This is a genomic window from Nocardia fusca NBRC 14340 (genome assembly GCF_001618425.1).
GTDB classification, from domain to species: Bacteria; Actinomycetota; Actinomycetes; order Mycobacteriales; family Mycobacteriaceae; genus Nocardia; species Nocardia fusca.
Genome location: NZ_BDCU01000026.1, coordinates 1 through 15,648, shown reverse-complemented (window position 1 = coordinate 15,648; position 15,648 = coordinate 1). Strand labels below are relative to the sequence as shown.

Annotated in this window: 17 protein-coding genes; 5 read left to right on the top strand and 12 right to left on the bottom strand. The window is 67.8% G+C overall.

The annotated features are described in order from the left end of the window. Positions 1 to 237 precede the first annotated feature (237 nt). The 6 genes from NF4_RS15450 to NF4_RS15425 all read right to left on the bottom strand — a co-directional run bounded on the left by NF4_RS15450 (position 238) and on the right by NF4_RS15425 (position 6,104). Positions 238 to 537 carry an ADP-ribosylation/crystallin J1 gene (locus NF4_RS15450; protein ID WP_232330485.1) on the bottom strand — a complete coding sequence of 100 codons (300 nt, stop codon included), beginning with the start codon at positions 535 to 537 and terminating at the stop codon, positions 238 to 240. A 451-nt stretch (positions 538 to 988) separates the two neighbouring features. Further along, entirely contained in the window at positions 989 to 2,149 is a 1,161-nt protein-coding gene (locus tag NF4_RS15445; RefSeq protein ID WP_063128039.1) for an acyl-CoA dehydrogenase, read from the bottom strand. A 117-nt stretch (positions 2,150 to 2,266) separates the two neighbouring features. Further along, positions 2,267 to 2,971, bottom strand: coding sequence for a TetR family transcriptional regulator (locus tag NF4_RS15440; RefSeq protein WP_063128038.1), 705 nt, complete (start codon positions 2,969 to 2,971; stop codon positions 2,267 to 2,269). Positions 2,972 to 3,004: 33 nt separating this feature from the next. Then, on the bottom strand, positions 3,005 to 4,255 hold the full coding sequence (locus tag NF4_RS15435) for a cytochrome P450 family protein (RefSeq protein WP_063128037.1): 1,251 nt from the start codon (positions 4,253 to 4,255) through the stop codon (positions 3,005 to 3,007). Between the two features lie 108 nt (positions 4,256 to 4,363). Continuing rightward, complete coding sequence (purE, locus tag NF4_RS15430; protein WP_232330484.1) at positions 4,364 to 4,891, bottom strand: 5-(carboxyamino)imidazole ribonucleotide mutase; 528 nt, start codon at positions 4,889 to 4,891, stop codon at positions 4,364 to 4,366. Further along, complete coding sequence (locus NF4_RS15425) at positions 4,884 to 6,104, bottom strand: 5-(carboxyamino)imidazole ribonucleotide synthase (protein ID WP_063128036.1); 1,221 nt, start codon at positions 6,102 to 6,104, stop codon at positions 4,884 to 4,886. The genes purE and NF4_RS15425 overlap by 8 nt, the downstream gene beginning before the upstream one ends. A 39-nt stretch (positions 6,105 to 6,143) precedes the next feature. On the opposite strand from NF4_RS15425, the gene NF4_RS15420 reads away from it, so the two are divergent. Further along, positions 6,144 to 6,695 carry a GtrA family protein gene (locus NF4_RS15420; protein ID WP_063128035.1) on the top strand — a complete coding sequence of 184 codons (552 nt, stop codon included), beginning with the start codon at positions 6,144 to 6,146 and terminating at the stop codon, positions 6,693 to 6,695. An 18-nt stretch (positions 6,696 to 6,713) separates the two neighbouring features. Here NF4_RS15420 and NF4_RS15415 read toward each other — a convergent pair whose 3' ends face one another. The 5 genes from NF4_RS15415 to NF4_RS37780 all read right to left on the bottom strand — a co-directional run bounded on the left by NF4_RS15415 (position 6,714) and on the right by NF4_RS37780 (position 10,582). Continuing rightward, positions 6,714 to 8,015 (bottom strand): sensor histidine kinase, encoded by a 1,302-nt coding sequence (locus NF4_RS15415; RefSeq protein WP_063128034.1) that lies wholly within the window; start codon positions 8,013 to 8,015, stop codon positions 6,714 to 6,716. A gap of 1 nt (position 8,016) precedes the next feature. Next, positions 8,017 to 8,694 carry a response regulator transcription factor gene (locus tag NF4_RS15410; protein WP_030522487.1) on the bottom strand — a complete coding sequence of 226 codons (678 nt, stop codon included), beginning with the start codon at positions 8,692 to 8,694 and terminating at the stop codon, positions 8,017 to 8,019. Positions 8,695 to 8,765: 71 nt separating this feature from the next. Then, a complete protein-coding gene (locus tag NF4_RS15405; protein ID WP_063128033.1) occupies positions 8,766 to 9,278 on the bottom strand; it encodes a PH domain-containing protein in 513 nt (170 codons plus the stop codon). Positions 9,279 to 9,531: 253 nt separating this feature from the next. Continuing rightward, on the bottom strand, positions 9,532 to 10,332 hold the full coding sequence (locus tag NF4_RS15400) for a biotin--[acetyl-CoA-carboxylase] ligase (protein ID WP_232330483.1): 801 nt from the start codon (positions 10,330 to 10,332) through the stop codon (positions 9,532 to 9,534). Between the two features lie 61 nt (positions 10,333 to 10,393). Then, positions 10,394 to 10,582: a hypothetical protein gene (locus NF4_RS37780; RefSeq protein WP_157120338.1), complete on the bottom strand. Its 189-nt coding sequence runs from the start codon at positions 10,580 to 10,582 to the stop codon at positions 10,394 to 10,396. Positions 10,583 to 10,866: 284 nt separating this feature from the next. Here NF4_RS37780 and NF4_RS15395 point away from each other — a divergent pair, with 284 nt between their 5' ends. From NF4_RS15395 to NF4_RS15385, 3 genes are all read left to right on the top strand, one after another. Further along, entirely contained in the window at positions 10,867 to 12,507 is a 1,641-nt protein-coding gene (locus tag NF4_RS15395; RefSeq protein ID WP_063128031.1) for an acyl-CoA carboxylase subunit beta, read from the top strand. A gap of 120 nt (positions 12,508 to 12,627) precedes the next feature. Beyond that, positions 12,628 to 12,957, top strand: a complete 330-nt coding sequence (locus NF4_RS15390; RefSeq protein WP_063128030.1) for an acyl-CoA carboxylase subunit epsilon — start codon at positions 12,628 to 12,630, stop codon at positions 12,955 to 12,957. 25 nt (positions 12,958 to 12,982) lie between these two features. After that, the gene (locus tag NF4_RS15385) at positions 12,983 to 13,621 is read left to right on the top strand and encodes a Maf family protein (protein WP_063128029.1); all 639 of its coding nucleotides are present in this window, start codon (positions 12,983 to 12,985) and stop codon (positions 13,619 to 13,621) included. Here the strand turns inward: NF4_RS15385 and NF4_RS39290 are convergent. Beyond that, complete coding sequence (locus tag NF4_RS39290) at positions 13,550 to 14,530, bottom strand: helix-turn-helix transcriptional regulator (protein WP_063128028.1); 981 nt, start codon at positions 14,528 to 14,530, stop codon at positions 13,550 to 13,552. The two genes, NF4_RS15385 and NF4_RS39290, sit on opposite strands and share 72 nt — an antisense overlap. A gap of 166 nt (positions 14,531 to 14,696) precedes the next feature. Between NF4_RS39290 and NF4_RS15375 the strand changes: the two genes are divergently transcribed. After that, positions 14,697 to 15,554: a sulfurtransferase gene (locus tag NF4_RS15375; protein ID WP_063128027.1), complete on the top strand. Its 858-nt coding sequence runs from the start codon at positions 14,697 to 14,699 to the stop codon at positions 15,552 to 15,554. Positions 15,555 to 15,648 lie beyond the last annotated feature (94 nt).

The following is a 15,648-nucleotide window of genomic DNA, read 5'->3' as shown; positions in this document are numbered from 1 at the left end:
ACTCTCGTTAGACCGGACCACAGCCAGTTGACGGCGCAAAGGACTGGCGGTTTGCGGTCGACTGCGGAAGGTAAGTCGGGTACGGCTCTCGTCGTGCCCACACTTCTCGGTTTTCGAATATCAGCCATCTCGGTTCAGGTGGTGACGGCGTAGCGTGCGGCCGACGCACCGGTGCGGGGCGGTGAGGTACGAGCAAGTGCGCTGCGCGCCGGGTGACGATCCGAGCAACTGGATTGGCTACCGGAATTCCTGCACCACTTCGATGCGGCCCACGATGTGGCGGTTGAACTCTTCGAGTTCCTCGGCGGGCACCCACAGTTCGAGGATCGTTTCCCCGCCTGCCTGGCGGATGGGATACCTGGCCGCGAAGTCCGCATCGATCTCGAACCGAGTCACGTAGCCGACGCCCGATGCCGCAACATTCCAGTCTCGGGCTATGCGTATCGCGTAGTCCTCGTTCAACACCGGATAGAAGATCGGCTGATCGGGCAGCCGCGGCGGCCACGCCGTCCATTCCGACGCCTCGACCAGCGCCAACTCCTCTGGCCCCGTAGGCCGCCACAGGGTCAGTGTCTCGCGTCCATCCATCTCCATTCCTCGGTCGCTCAGTTCGGCGAATCATGCCTCTCCGACCCTCGGACGGCCAATCCTTATTCGCGGCGGAACCATCCACTGAACTCTCCAGGACAAACGTCAGGCCTCAACAGAGGCCACAACGTCAACCATCACCTGAATCTCGACAACCGCATAGCGTGCGGCGTCGAAGGAAGGTGAGTGTCGAGTACTGATCATCCGTCGCGAAAGCATCCATCAGTTTGGCCATGCCACCATGAGTGCCACGGATGCACACACATCTGGTGTCGTCCAGTCACGAGAGGGCGCGGCAGCCCTCGATGACGTGTTAGGACGGCCCTGGAACGTCCGACGGCCCGGCGGCGGCCCAAGAACGATTTCCCAGACCGCCGACCGGGCACGGTGATCCGGAGAATTACCCCTTGAGCAGGGCGCGGGACATGACCACCCGCTGGATCTGGTTGGTGCCCTCGTAGATCTGGGTGATCTTGGCGTCGCGCATCATGCGCTCCACCGGGAAATCGGTGGTGTAGCCGGCGCCACCGAACAGCTGCACCGCGTTGGTGGTCACTTCCATGGCAACATCGGAGGCGAAGCATTTGGCGGCGGCGGAGATGAAGCCGAGGTTCGGTTCGCCGCGTTCGGCGCGGGCGGCGGAGGTGTAGACCATCAGCCGGGCGGCTTCGATCTTCATCGCCATATCGGCCAGCATGAACTGGGTGTTCTGGAAGTCGGCGATGGACTTGCCGAACTGTTTGCGGTCTTTGGTGTAGGCCAGCGCGGCGTCCAGGGCGCCCTGGGCCAGGCCGACCGCCTGCGCGCCGATGGTGGGGCGGGTGTGGTCGAGGGTCTGCAGGGCGGTTTTGAAGCCGGTGCCGGGTTCGCCGATGATGCGGTCGCCGGGGACCCTGCAGTTCTCGAAGTACAGTTCGGCGGTCGGGGAGCCCTTGATGCCGAGCTTGTGCTCGAGCGGGCCGACGACGAAACCTTCGTCGTCCTTGTGCACCAGGAACGCGGAGATACCGTTGGCGCCCTTGTCGGGGTCGGTGACGGCCATGACGGTGTACCAGGAGGATTTGCCGCCGTTGGTGATCCAGCATTTGGACCCGTTGATGATCCAGTCGTCGCCCTCCTGGCGGGCGCGGGTGCGCATACTGCCCGCGTCCGAGCCGGCTTCCCGCTCGGACAGCGCGTAGGAGGCCATTTCGCCGTTGACGATATCGGCGAGCACCTTCTGCTTGAGCTCCTCGGAGCCGTTGAGGATCATGCCCATGGTGCCGAGCTTGTTCACGGCCGGGATCAGCGAGGAGGAACCACAGACGCGGGCGACCTCTTCGATGACGATGCAGGTGGCCACGGAATCGGCGCCCTGGCCGCCGTAGGCCTCGGGGACGTGCACGGCGTTGAAGCCGGCGGCGTTGAGCGCGGAGAGGGCTTCCTCGGGGAACCGGGCGTGCTCGTCGACGTCCTTGGCGTACGGTGCGATTTCCTTCTCGCACAGAGCGCGGATGGCCGAACGCAGCTCATCGTGGAAGTCCGCCAGCTTGAACAGATCGAAATCCGGGTTTCCCGCCATTGGGTTCACTCCTGTTGCGTACGGGGTGGTGCCGATAATCGGCACTCAGTGTCAAGGCCTTGGCCCAGTATACCCCGCGCTTGCCCGGGTTAGCGCCCCGCATCATGGCACTCGGTGTCAATCGGCGGGCGCTTCCGCCAAACTGCCCAGCCGCTGCCGCAGCAGTTCGGTGACATGCCGTACGGGCAGATCCCGGCGGAATACGGCGAGCACGAGATCGTCCTCACCGCCGGGCCGCCGGCCACCCCGGGGGATCTCGCCGAGCGCGGTCCGCAGGTCGCCCGGGCCCGCCGCCGATTCGCCGCGGATCATCCGGCGCAGCAGATAGTTGTGGGTGGCGGTCACCGCGGCCGCGAACTGTACGCGCGCGAGGTCGGGGGAATCAGGCAGCCGCTCACGCAGGTAATCGGTGAACAGACGCTCGTACCGGAAGACGGTCACGATCTCCCGGTCCCGCAGTGCCGGGACCCGGCGCACCACCCGATACCGCCGCTCGGCGATATCGCGCCAGCGGGTGAACCGCTCGAACACCCCGACCGCCGCCTCGCAGACCGCGTCCCACGGGTCGAGCTGCGCCTGCTGCAGGTATTCCTGCGCAGCGGCCAGCTGGGCCTCGTGGTCGGCGAAGATCACATCTTCCTTGGACCGGAACTGCCGGAAGAACGTACGCCGCGATATTCCGGCGGCCTCGGCGATCTCGTCCACCGAGGTCGCCTCGTAGCCCTGATCCGCGAACAAACGCAACGCCTCGTCCACGACACCGAGCCGGAAACGGACGAGCTCGGCGCCGCCGACTCGGCGGGCGGTTTCCTCGTTGTCCATGGCGACACCGTAGCGAGCGGTGCCGCGCTGCCCTCAGCGTCGTCCGTCGAGCGCGATATGGACGTCGGCTCCGCTGAACAGCAGATCCGCAGTGCGTCGTGGCGGCGGATCGCTCTCGATGGACCGCGCCCGCGGGGCGAGAAGGTACAGCTGGTGCAGGAAGACCTCCACCGCGAGCGTCGCGAGTTGCTTACCCGGACAGATATGCGCGCCGAACCCGAACGTCAGCGGTAGTTTCCCACCCCGCCGCAGGCTCCCGCAGTCCGGGAAAGCCGCGGGATCGCGGTTGGCCGCCGCGAACATGACCAGCACCGGTCCCGCGGGCAACTCGGTCCCACTGGTCAACACGACCGGACGCCGGATACGCCGCTTCCAGGCCACCAGCCCCGGGTCCAGCCGAAGCACTTCGACCGCCACATCGGCCGCGGTCCGGGGTTCGGCCAGCAGCCGCCACCATTCCCGATCCGGGTCGTGCAGTAATCGCTGAACGCCCTGCTGGATACTGCCGCTCACCGTATGCACCCCGGCGGCCAGCGAATTCGCCACCGCCGAAACCGCCACCCGGCGCGGGATTCCCGCATCGCGCAGGCGGGTCGCGAAACCGGCCGTGTCGCTGCGCAGACCGTGGTCGACAGCACGCCCGCTGACGGTGAACAACTGTCCGAGCGCCGCCACCGCGCCGGCCAGTTCCCGGCCGCGCATCGATCGGCCCAGTAATCCCGATTGGGCGCCACTCCACACCGCGACCCGCGGCCACACTTCGGGCGGCAGGCCCACCGCGGAACCGGTCACCCTGGTGGCGTAGGCGATGGACAGCGCGGTCACGTCCAGCGTCGGCCCGGACGGCGCCGTCGCGGCGAGGGCGGCGTGGAAATGCTCGGTCATCGCCGCGCGATGCTGCGGCCTGTCCGCGGCCCGGATCGTGAAATGACCGGCCGGACCGGCCATGGTGTTCCACACCCGGTCGTGCAAAGGTTCGTCGGCCAGATCGGCGGTCGCCTTCGCGGGCAACGGGATCAGATGCCGGAACAGATGCGGCAGCGCTCGCGGAGTCGCGGCGATGCGCGGATACCCGACCAAGGGCTCCAACGAGTTGTCCCGGGATATCTCCGTTTTACCGGCGGCGAGAACCTCGCGGACATCGTCGTATTTCCAGATCATCCGTAGTCCCGACCGGTGCGCGTAGGAGCGCTGCGGCCATTCGTGCAACCGGCGGTAGCGCTCGTCGCGCTCGGCGAAGAACATCTCGTTCGCGGTCACCTCGGCGAACGGGAACTCTGCCACGGGAACCGCCTGACTGTCGACCCTGTACACCGGCAAGGATCGTAGGCCGACCGGGTGTACGGCGCTTCCCGGGAACGGTGAGACCGCGGTCGTCCCCGGGAAACGCGATCAGCCCAGCAAACGCGCGCGCAGCGCCTCGTCCTTCTCCAGCACCATCGTCTCGAGACCGGCCTGGAACTGCTCCATCCGCTCGCGCAACGCCGTCTCGTGCGCACCGAGAATCCGGGCGGCCAGCAGGCCCGCGTTCCGGGCGCCACCGATCGATACGGTGGCCACCGGGACTCCGGCGGGCATCTGGACGATCGAGAGCAGCGAATCCATACCGTCGAGGTACTTCAGCGGTACCGGCACACCGATTACGGGCAGCGGGGTCGCCGAGGCGACCATGCCCGGTAGATGCGCGGCACCGCCGGCACCGGCGATGAGCACCCGCAGACCCCGGCCGGCGGCGTCGCGGGCGTAATCGAGCATGCGCTGCGGGGTCCGGTGCGCGGACACCACACCCACCTCGAACCTGATTCCGAACTCGGCCAGCGCCTCGGCGGCGGCCTCCATCGTGGGCCAGTCGGAATCGCTGCCCATGATCAACCCGACCGCCGGAGATCCCGGAACACTGCCTTCCACCACGTCACTCATGTGGGTCCCATCCATCGGTCCATACCGCGTGCGACATCCAGTGCGCCGCGCGCTCGGCTCGTTCCCGTACCACCGCGACATCGTCGCCGAGCACGTTCACATGCCCGATCTTGCGGTCCGGGCGTTCGCCCTTTCCGTACAGGTGCACCTTGGCGTCCGGCATCCGGGCGAACAGGTGGTGCAGGCGTTCGTCCATCGACATGGCCGGCGCCTCGGGCGCCCCGAGGATATTCGCCATCACCGTCACCGGCGCGAGCGGGCGGGTATCGCCGAGCGGGTAGTCGAGCACCGCGCGCAGATGCTGTTCGAACTGGCCCGTGCGGGCACCGTCCATCCCCCAGTGCCCGGAGTTGTGCGGGCGCATGGCCAGCTCGTTGATCAGCAGGGTTCCGCCGGTGGTCTCGAACAGTTCGACCGCCATCGCGCCGACCACCCCGAGATCCGCGGCCAACCGCAGCGCGAGCTCCTCGGCCTCGGCAGCCAGGTCCTCGTCGAGATCGGGCGCCGGGGCGATCACCACGGCGCACTGACCGCGGCGCTGCACGGTCTCCACCACCGGCCAGGTCGCGGCCTGACCATACGGTGAACGGGCCACCATGGCCGACAGCTCGCGCTTCAGCGGGACCCGCACCTCGGCCAGCAGTTGCACGCCCGCGCCGAGCTGCTCGGCGGTGATCTTCGCCGCGGCGTCGGCGTCCTCCGGCATCCACACGCCGCGCCCGTCGTAACCGCCGCGGATCGCCTTGAGCACGATCGGCCAGCCGTGTTCTTCGCCGAAGCCCACCACCGCGGCCTCGGACTCGACCACGGTGAACGCGGGGACGGGCAACCCACGCGCGGACAGTTCCGTGCGCATGGCCAGTTTGTCCTGGGCGAAGCGCAGCGCGTGCGGCGGCGGGAGCACATTCACCCCCTCCGCGACCAGCGCCTCGAGGTGCTCGGTGGGTACATGCTCGTGATCGAAGGTGAGCGCGTGGGCGCCGGTCGCGGCCCGGCGCAACGCGCCGAGGTCGGAATGGCTGCCGAGCACTACATCGGGGCTCACCTGAGCCGCCGGGTCGTCCGGCCGTTCGGCGAGCACCCGGAGCCGCTGCCCCAGCTCGATGGCCGCCTGATGCGTCATCCGCGCCAGCTGCCCGCCACCGATCATGGCGACGGTCGGCATCGCGGCAGGGTCGAAACTACGTGCGTTCACGTCGGTCAATACTGTCATGTCCTGCGCGAACGGCAGCTGGCGGTATGCTCCGGACTTGTGTCATTCGTCGACGACGTGGTCAGCGTCCTGCCGCGACCTCTCCAGGAGATCGCCTACCGCCAGCGCGAGCTCATCAAGTTCGCCATTGTCGGAGCGACCACGTTCGTTATCGACAGCGGCATCTTCTACATCCTGAAGTGGACGGTCCTGGAAGAGAAACCGGTCACCGCGAAGATCATCTCGGGTGTCATCGCGGTCATCGCCTCCTACATCCTGAACCGCGAATGGTCGTTCAAGAACCGCGGCGGCCGGGAACGCCATCACGAGGCACTGCTGTTCTTCGCGGTCAGCGGAGTGGGCGTGGTGCTGAGCATGGTGCCGCTCTACCTCTCCCGCTATGCCTTCCAGCTGCACCAGCCCACGGTCAGCTTCATGGTGGAGAACATCGCCGACTTCATCAGCGCCTACATCATCGGCAACCTGCTGCAGATGGCGTTCCGGTACTGGGCGATGCGGCGCTGGGTCTTCCCCGACGAGGTCGACGAGATGCTCGAACAGCTCGAAGAGTACGTGGAAGAGGAGCACGACCGGCGCACTCTCGGCCGCTGAGTCCACCGCCGCGACCGATCAGCGCGGCTCCCGCGTCTCCACTCGCGCGGCCAGTGGTTTGCCGAGGAACACCGCGAACAGCGCGGGCCGCCGCCGCTGCAACTCCAACCGGCCGCCGTCGGCCTCTATCAGGGCACGCGCCAGCGCGAGGCCCACACCCGTGGATCCCGCGCCGGAGAAACCACGATCGAAGATATGCGGGGCCAGCTCGTCGCTGACCCCCTCGCCTTCGTCGGCCACCTGCACACACACCAGCGGCTCGCGATCCTGTCCGGGACGGACGGTGCGCACCGAGACCGTGCAGGTGCCGCCGCCGTGCATCAGCGCGTTGTCGACCAGCACTGTCACCGCCTCCCGCAGCCGGGACCCGGAAATGGGCGCTCGCAGCGATTCGTCACCGGTCAGGTACAGGGTGCGGCCCGCCTCCCGGAACGGATGCGTCCACTCGGTGACGATGCCGCGCAGTTCGTCCATCACCGGTACCGGATCGCGGTCGGTGGCGTCCTCGTCGCGCGAGGCCCGGACGAGATCGTCGATGGCCTCGGTCAGCCGGTCGACCTGGGCCATGGCTTCCTCGGCCTCGTGGACCACCGCCGGATCGGTGTGCGCGGACAGTTCGTCCAGCCGCAACCGGACCGCGGTCAACCGGCTGCGCAGCTGATGGGATACATCGGCGACCAGCGCGTGCTCGCGTTGCAGCCGGCCCGCGATCTCGACGGTGGCCGAATCGAGCACATCGGAGACGCGGTCCAGTTCGGCGATACCGTGGCGGCGCGGATCCGGGCGGAAATCGCCCATGGCGAGCCGGGCGGCCCGGGCGGCCACATCACGGATGGGGTCGGCGACACGGCGCGCGGTGACGATGGCGACCGTGATCGCGGCGCCCAGCGAGATCGCCACGGCCAGCGCCACCCCGGCCACCGCCTGTCGCTGCCGGGCCTGCATCGGGGTCGCGGGCACCTCGAGTCGCAGTGATACATCGGTGCCCATCGACAGTGACTCCACCAGCGGGTCGGTCACCGTGGCGGCGCCGACCTCGACCTTCACCGCCGTATCCGCCGGCGCCGGATATACGACGGTGAGCCGCCCGCCCTCGGGCACCAGCGGCTGCACAGTGTGCAGATCGAGGCCGCCGCTGATCACCCCGCTGCCCTGTTCCTGGCCGATGACCTCCGCGGAGATCAGTTCCAACCGGCTGCGCAGATCGTTGCGGGTGATGTCCTCCACCCACAGCCACGCCGTATAGGTGAGCGGCACCCCGAGCACGACGGTGGTGAGCATCAGCACGGTCAGCATCGACCGCAGAATCCGCCGCCGCACGTCAGTCGGTGTTCAACCGGAAACCGACACCGCGCACGGTGACGATCCGCCGTTCGGCCATCGGGCCCTCGTCGCCGATCTTGCGCCGTAACCAGGACATATGCATATCCAGGGTTTTGGATCCACGCAGTTCGGCATCGCCCCAGACCTCGCGCAGGATCGTCTCCCGGGGCACCACCTGGCCGGCCCGATCGATCAGCACCTTGAGCAGCTCGTACTCCTTGTTCGCCAACCCGACTTCCACCCCGTTGACCAGCACCCGCCGGGCCGCCGGCTCCAGGCGGATCCCGCCGACCTCCACGGTGTCGTCACCGATCCCACTGCGCCGCAGCAGGGCTCGGACCCGGGCGAGCAGTTCGGCCAACCGGAAGGGTTTCCCGACGTAGTCGTCGGCACCGGCGTCCAGCCCGACCACGAAATCGACTTCGTCGGTACGGGCGGTGAGCATGAGCACCGCCATCTCGGCGCCACGAGCCCGCACCTGCCGGCACACCTCCAGCCCGTCCATTCCCGGCAACCCGAGATCGAGGATCAGCAGATCATGGTGTCCTTCCAGTGCGCGGTCCAACACCGCGGGACCGAAGCTCTCCACGGTCACCGAATATCCTTCGCGGCCCAGCGCCCGCGAGAGCGGCGCCGCGATGGCCTCGTCGTCTTCGCCCAGCAATACGGCGGTCATGCGACAAGATTACGGTCCGCCGGCCTGGTACCGGCCTCCTCACGCCCGGGCAGCAGCCCACGGCGCCGGGATCAGAAGCCGCCGTACCGGGGCGCGGCCTCGAAGACCTGGTGATAGAGCAGCGCGTGCACCTGTTCCACATTCGGGATATCGCTGTATTCCAGGGGTTCTTCGGACGAGGATCCGATGATCAGCTCCCCCGTCCCGAACATCCGGTCGACCAGCCCGTGCCGGAACTGGACACTCGAGATCCGGCTCATCGGGATATCGATACCGGTGTGGGTCAGCACACCCTCACGGACCAGCACCCGGCGATCGGTGACGATGAAATGGGTGGATTTCCAGGTCACGATCGGCGCGATACTGCGCCATGCCAGCAGCAACAGCCACACGACCAGCACCACGAGCAGCAGGACCGTCCGCCACGACTCGTCGGCGGTACGCCACACCAGACCACCCAGGAAGCCCGCCACCGCGGTCACCACGATCAATGTGACGATGGGCCAGAACAGCATCTTCCAATGCGGATGGGTGTGCAGGATCAGCTCTTCGTCGGGCGCCAGCGCATCCTCCGGATAACCCATGTGCGCACATTACCGTTTTTTTGGCGCCGCCTGCGGCGTCGCGGGGTTGAGGCCCCCTGGTGTCTCGCCGTTTCGGCCTCGAGACTCGAGCCTTCGGCTCCTGCGCTTTCGAGGCCGAAACGGCGAGACGGGCCTCAACCCTTGGAGGTGTCTCGTAAAACTCGACACATGCGGGTTACCTCGGCATTCGACGGCCGGGTCGGGCGCCGACTCGATCGCCCGATGGTTCCCGCGTGTGCGCCCTGCCGATTTCTCAGTCCCCCGGCCGCAGGTGTGTCACATCTCCGGCGGCAACAGCTCGGTCCTCGATCAGCAACCGCCCCGCCGAATCGATATCGCGAGCGATCCCCGTCAGGACCCCGCCCCCCGGCAGTTCCGCCCGGACCCGGGAGCCCAGCGTCGCGCAGCGTTCCCGGTAGGCGTCGGCGAGCGTCTCCGCGGCCCATCCGGATTCCTCCCACCGGGTGTAGCGGCGTGCGAACTCGGTCAGGAAGGACAGCACCAAGCGGGTGCGATCGGTGTCGGTGGCGCCGCTGAGGAGCAGCGAGGTGGCGTGCGGGACGGGGAGCTCGTCGGCGGTGAGGCTCACGTTCATGCCGATACCCACGACGATCGCCGGGCGGGGGCCCGGGGCGGCGACTTCGGCCAGGATGCCGGCGACCTTGCGGCCCTCGATCAGCACGTCGTTGGGCCATTTCAGGGCGGCGGGCACCCGGGCGGTCGTCGTGAGCGCGTCGACCGCGGCGATCCCGGTGAGCAGCGGCAACCAGCCGAGAGCTTCGGGGTCGAGGCCCTCGGGCCGGATGAGCAGGGACAGGGCGATCTGTGCACGCGGGGGACCGGCCCAGGCGCGGGCCAGCCGGCCGCGCCCGCTCTCCTGCGCTTCCGCGACCAGTACGGCGCGGTCGATATCCGGGTCCCCGGCGCGCGCGATCAGGTCCGCGTTGGTGGATCCGGTCGATTCGATCACGTCGATTCCGGTGTAGAACGCCAGTTCCGGGGTTCCGGTCAGCGCTCGCCGGAGATGTTCGACGTCCAACGGTGGCCTCTGCACCAGGGCAGGGTACTGGCCGGGGCCGGTGGTCACCGCACGGCGGGTGCGGTGACCACCGGGTCTAGCCGGCGAGGTCGTAACCGATGGGCCGGGAAACCGCGGGCATCGCCTCGTTCTCCGCGGTTTCGGTTTCGTCGGTTTCGCCCTCGCACTCGACGGCTGCTTCGGTGATGGTCGGTTCCGGCTCGGTAACCCGGGTGAACGCCACGGCCTCCGGGAATCGGCCGGTTCGAGTTGTCCAGTGCCACATAACAGGCCACCTCCCCTCTGTATTCCAAAAGTGGCCTGCTCCAAGGGTATTGCCCGATCCGGCGCAGCGAAAGCGATTTAATGGCGGGCCGCGCGCTCACGCCGCCGACGGGTTAGGCTTGTGACGGATCACCGTGGCGTGTCGTGTGGACGTCTGCCGCGATTCGCGGTACACATATGAACCGGTGACGACTTGTCCACCTGGGGTTTTCTGGATCGGGTTCTACTCGCCAGTAGCAGGATCTGGGTTAACAGCGCGGTGCGGCTCTGGTTACACTCCGAGCCATGACGAGTGTCCAGCAGCAGCCCACGCCGGATTCGGCAGGTGCGCCCGATATCCACACCACCGCCGGCAAACTGGCTGACCTGCGGAATCGGCTGGAAGAAGCCCAGCATCCGATGGGTGAGGCCGCGGTCGACAAGGTGCACGCCAAGGGCAAGATGACCGCCCGGGAACGCATTCTCGCCCTGCTCGACGAGGGTTCCTTCGTCGAGCTCGATGCCCTGGCCCGGCACCGCAGCGTGAACTTCGGTCTCGACAAGCAGCGCCCGCTGGGTGACGGCGTGGTGACCGGCTACGGCACCATCGACGGCCGCGAGGTGTGCATTTTCAGCCAGGACGTGACCGTGTTCGGTGGCAGCCTCGGCGAGGTGTACGGCGAGAAGATCGTCAAGGTCATGGACCTGGCGCTCAAGACCGGCCGGCCGCTGATCGGTATCAACGAGGGCGCCGGCGCTCGTATCCAGGAGGGCGTGGTCTCACTCGGCCTCTACGGCGAGATCTTCCACCGCAATATCCAGGCCTCCGGCGTCATCCCGCAGATCTCGCTGATCATGGGCGCCGCCGCGGGTGGGCACGTGTACTCCCCCGCGCTCACCGACTTCGTGGTGATGGTGGACCAGACCAGCCAGATGTTCATCACCGGGCCGGACGTCATCAAGACCGTCACCGGTGAAGAGGTCACCATGGAGGAGCTGGGCGGCGCTCACACCCATATGGTGAAGTCGGGTTCGGCGCACTATGTGGCCTCCGGTGAACAGGACGCCCTGGACTACGTCAAGGACCTGCTGTCCTACCTGCCGAGCAACAACCGCGCCGAAGCACCACGCTTCCCGGCATCGGATCCGATCACCGGCGCGATCGAGGAATCGCTCACCGAAGAGGACCTCGAACTCGACTCCCTGATCCCGGATTCGCCGAATCAGCCCTATGACATGCACGAGGTCATCCGGCGGCTGCTCGACGACGACGAATTCCTGGAGATCCAGGCCGAGCGGGCCATGAACATCATCGTGGGCTTCGGCCGGGTCGACGGCCGCAGCGTCGGTATCGTCGCCAACCAGCCCACCCAGTTCGCCGGCTGCCTCGATATCGACGCCTCGGAGAAGGCCGCGCGGTTCGTGCGCACCTGCGACGCGTTCAATGTCCCGATCATCACCCTGGTGGATGTGCCCGGCTTCCTGCCCGGTACCGATCAGGAGTTCAACGGGATCATCCGGCGCGGCGCCAAGCTGCTCTACGCCTACGGCGAGGCCACTGTGGGCAAAATCACGATCATCACCCGCAAGGCCTACGGTGGCGCCTACGACGTCATGGGCTCCAAGCATATGGGCGCCGATGTGAACCTGGCCTGGCCCACCGCCCAGATCGCCGTGATGGGCGCCTCCGGCGCGGTCGGATTCGTGTACCGCAAGAAGCTGGCCGACGCCGCCCGCGACGGGTCCGACGTGGACAAACTGCGGCTGGAACTGCAGAACGAGTACGAGGACACGTTGGTCAATCCCTACGTCGCCGCCGAGCGCGGTTACGTGGACGCGGTGATCCCTCCGTCGCACACTCGCGGCCAGATCGTCTCCGCGCTGCGGCTGCTGGAGCGGAAGATGGTGACCATGCCTCCGAAGAAACACGGCAACATCCCGCTGTGATCCGGCGATACGCTCTGTAGGCCGCACACTGATTTCGGGTATGCGATCGGTGAGAGAAGATCGACCGGGTTCCGCCGCACCGCGCGAGCCCGCTCGAGGCAAGAGAGAGGATCTGGCACTGTGACGATTGTGGCAGAAGAAGAAGTATTGGCCGCAGCGGAACTGGACCTCGCCACCAGGGATGTGCCGGTCGATACCGCGACCGAAGCCGCCGCGGGCACTGCCGCCGCGACGAACGGCGAGAAGCCGTTCCTCGTGATCGAGAAAGGTGCACCGACCGATGCGGAGATCGCCGCACTGGTGTGTGTGTTCACCGCTGCCGCCGCCGCGGGTTCGGCGTCCGCCGATTCCGGCCCGCAGGATCTGTGGGGCAAGCCCACGATGATGCACCGCGGCAACTCCCCGTTCTCGCCGTACTCCTATCCGCAGCTGTCGCATCTGCGGTTCTGACACCGATCCCAGGAGAACCCCAGACGTGACCCGGCTGGTACTCGCGTCCGCGTCACCCGCCCGCCGGTCGGTACTGCGGGCCGCGGGCATCGAACCCCTCGTCCGGGTCTCGGACGTGGACGAGGATGCCGTAGCGGCGGCCCTTCCGGCCGATACCGGCCCCCGGGAAGTCGTCGTCGAGCTGGCCCGGGCGAAAGCCCGGGCCGTGGCATCCACCCTGGCCGACGACGCACCGGATCCCGATCTGGTCGTGGTCGGCTGCGATTCCATGCTGCTGATCGACGGCGCACTCCAGGGCAAACCCCATACGCCGGAGGTGGCGCTGGCACGCTGGCAGGCCATGGCCGGGCATTTCGCGGACCTGGTCACCGGGCACTGTGTCCTGCGCGTACGCGACGGCGTCGTCACCGCCGAGGCGATCGACTGCAGCGCCACCACCGTGCACTTCGGTAAGCCCGATCCCGCCGAGCTGGACGCCTATATCGCCACCGGCGAACCACTGCAGGTGGCGGGCGCGTTCACCCTCGACGGGCTGGGGGGCTGGTTCGTCGACCGGATCGACGGCGACCCCTCCAGCGTCGTCGGAATCGGATTACCACTGCTGCGCCGACTGCTCCAGGAAGTGGGTGTTGGTGTCGCCCAGCTGTGGGCCGACCGCACCTGAGGGCGGAGTGCCGCGGAGCACCCGGCCACCCTGCTGTCCCGCAGACGGCGCCAGCGGCCCGGTAGCGGGCGGGAACGGGTCGGACTCCAGGGACGCGGACGCGGGCGGCAACTGACTACCCGGCGGCACCGTCTGACCCGATGCCCGCGACAACCGGCCCGCCTGCCCGGCGGCCGCGTCGATGCGGCCGGGCTGCGGGCGCCTGCGCGCGGCCGTCGTCGCGGAGTCGGCCGCTTCCCCGGCCGGAGCCTGCGTGGGTGGCGGACCCACCCACCGCAGTCGCACCTCGCACATCTCCTCGGTCACGAACGGCACGAGTTCGGCCTCGACCACACCCTGGGCCCCGGACCGCTCCAGCAGCGCCGCCAGCAGCCCCCGGTGAACCCCGCACACCACTTCGGTATGTGTTCGCGCCAGATCGCGCAGCGGGCAGGCCGTCAACCGGACCACCGCGCCCTGGCCGGGGTCACGCGCGGCGCTCTCCCGCCCGTCCCGTTCGGGGGCGAAGCCCAGCTCCGACATCAGCGAGACGACCCGGTCCTTGGCGTCGCGCACCGACTCGACCGGTTCACCGGCGGTGTCGAGTTTGTCTCCCCAGGCCCGTCCGGCCGCCCGGCCGGCGGCCGCCTGCTGCTCCGGATCGGGCCCCAGCTGGTCGGCCAGCACCTGGGCCAGGTCCTGGTAGCCGATGGTCCGCTGGACCGCCCGGTAGCCGATCCGGGGCCGGCCCCGGCCGCGTGGCGGCTGCTGGAACTGCCGGACCAGTGACTCCCGGGTGAGGATGTCGAGATGGAACCGCACCGTGGTGACATGCTGGCCGGTGATCTGCGCCAGCTGCTGCGCGTCCAGGGGCTCGCTCGCGCCGCGGAGGATCGCGAGCAGGCGCCGCCGCGGCCAAGAATCAGACATGCTCACCCCTCCTTCGGGGAGACTTTATCGGAGACATGTGCGATCAAATCGCCCATTGCACCGACTCTGTGCTCATCAACAAGTTCACGTCAAGTCACACTTACTATCCACAGTGCGGCTCGAACCTGTCGTCAGCACTGCCCGCCTCCTGTGAAGGAACCCGAACGTGCCCGTCGCCCCGGACCCATATCCCGCCTTCGCTTCCTATGCGCACCCACACCGTCTGGTAACCACGGAATGGCTGTCGGCAAACCTCGGCACGCCCGGTTTGAAGATCATCGAATGTAATGCCGACGTCCTCCTCTACGGCATAGGCCATGTTCCCGGGGCCAGCAAGCTCGACTGGCGCAGCGACCTCGACGACCCGGTGACCCGTGACTATATCGATGGCGAGCGGTTCACCGAACTCATGCGCTCCCAGGGCGTCGAACACGACGACACCGTCGTGCTGTACGGCAATGACGGTAACTCGCACGCCGCGCACGCGCTGTGGCTTTTCACCATGTTCGGCCACCAGGACGTCCGGCTGCTCGACGGCGGCCGCGACGCCTGGATCGGCGAGGGCCGCGACACGGTTTTCGAAACCCCCGAGCCGTCCCGCAGCCGATACCCACAGGTCCAACGGGACGATACGTCGATCCGCGCCTTCCGCGAAGAGGTCCTCGCCCACTTGGGCGACCCGCTGGTCGATGTGCGCTCGCCGCACGAGTACGCGGGTGACCCCGGCGAAGGCGGGCCGGGCACGGCCCTGCGCGGCGGGCATATCCCCACCGCCGTCAACATCCCGTGGACCAGTGCCCTCACCTCCGGCGCCCGCTTCCGCGGCCGCGCCGAACTGGACGAGATCTACGGCGCTGTCGAGCCGGGCCCGGTCACCGTCTACAGCGGGGTCGGCGAACGCTCCAGCCACACCTGGTTCGTCCTGAAGTACCTGCTCGGCCGCGAGACCGTACGCAACTACGACGGCTCCTGGACCGAATGGGGCAACTCGGTCCGCATGCCGATAGCCACCGGCGGGGTGTGACCGGAGCTCCCCGAGCCCACAAAAAAGCAGGTCCACCCATCCACCTGCAACGTCCGCGCCCACGCCGCCGCATGAGTCGAGACGCAACCCGCAT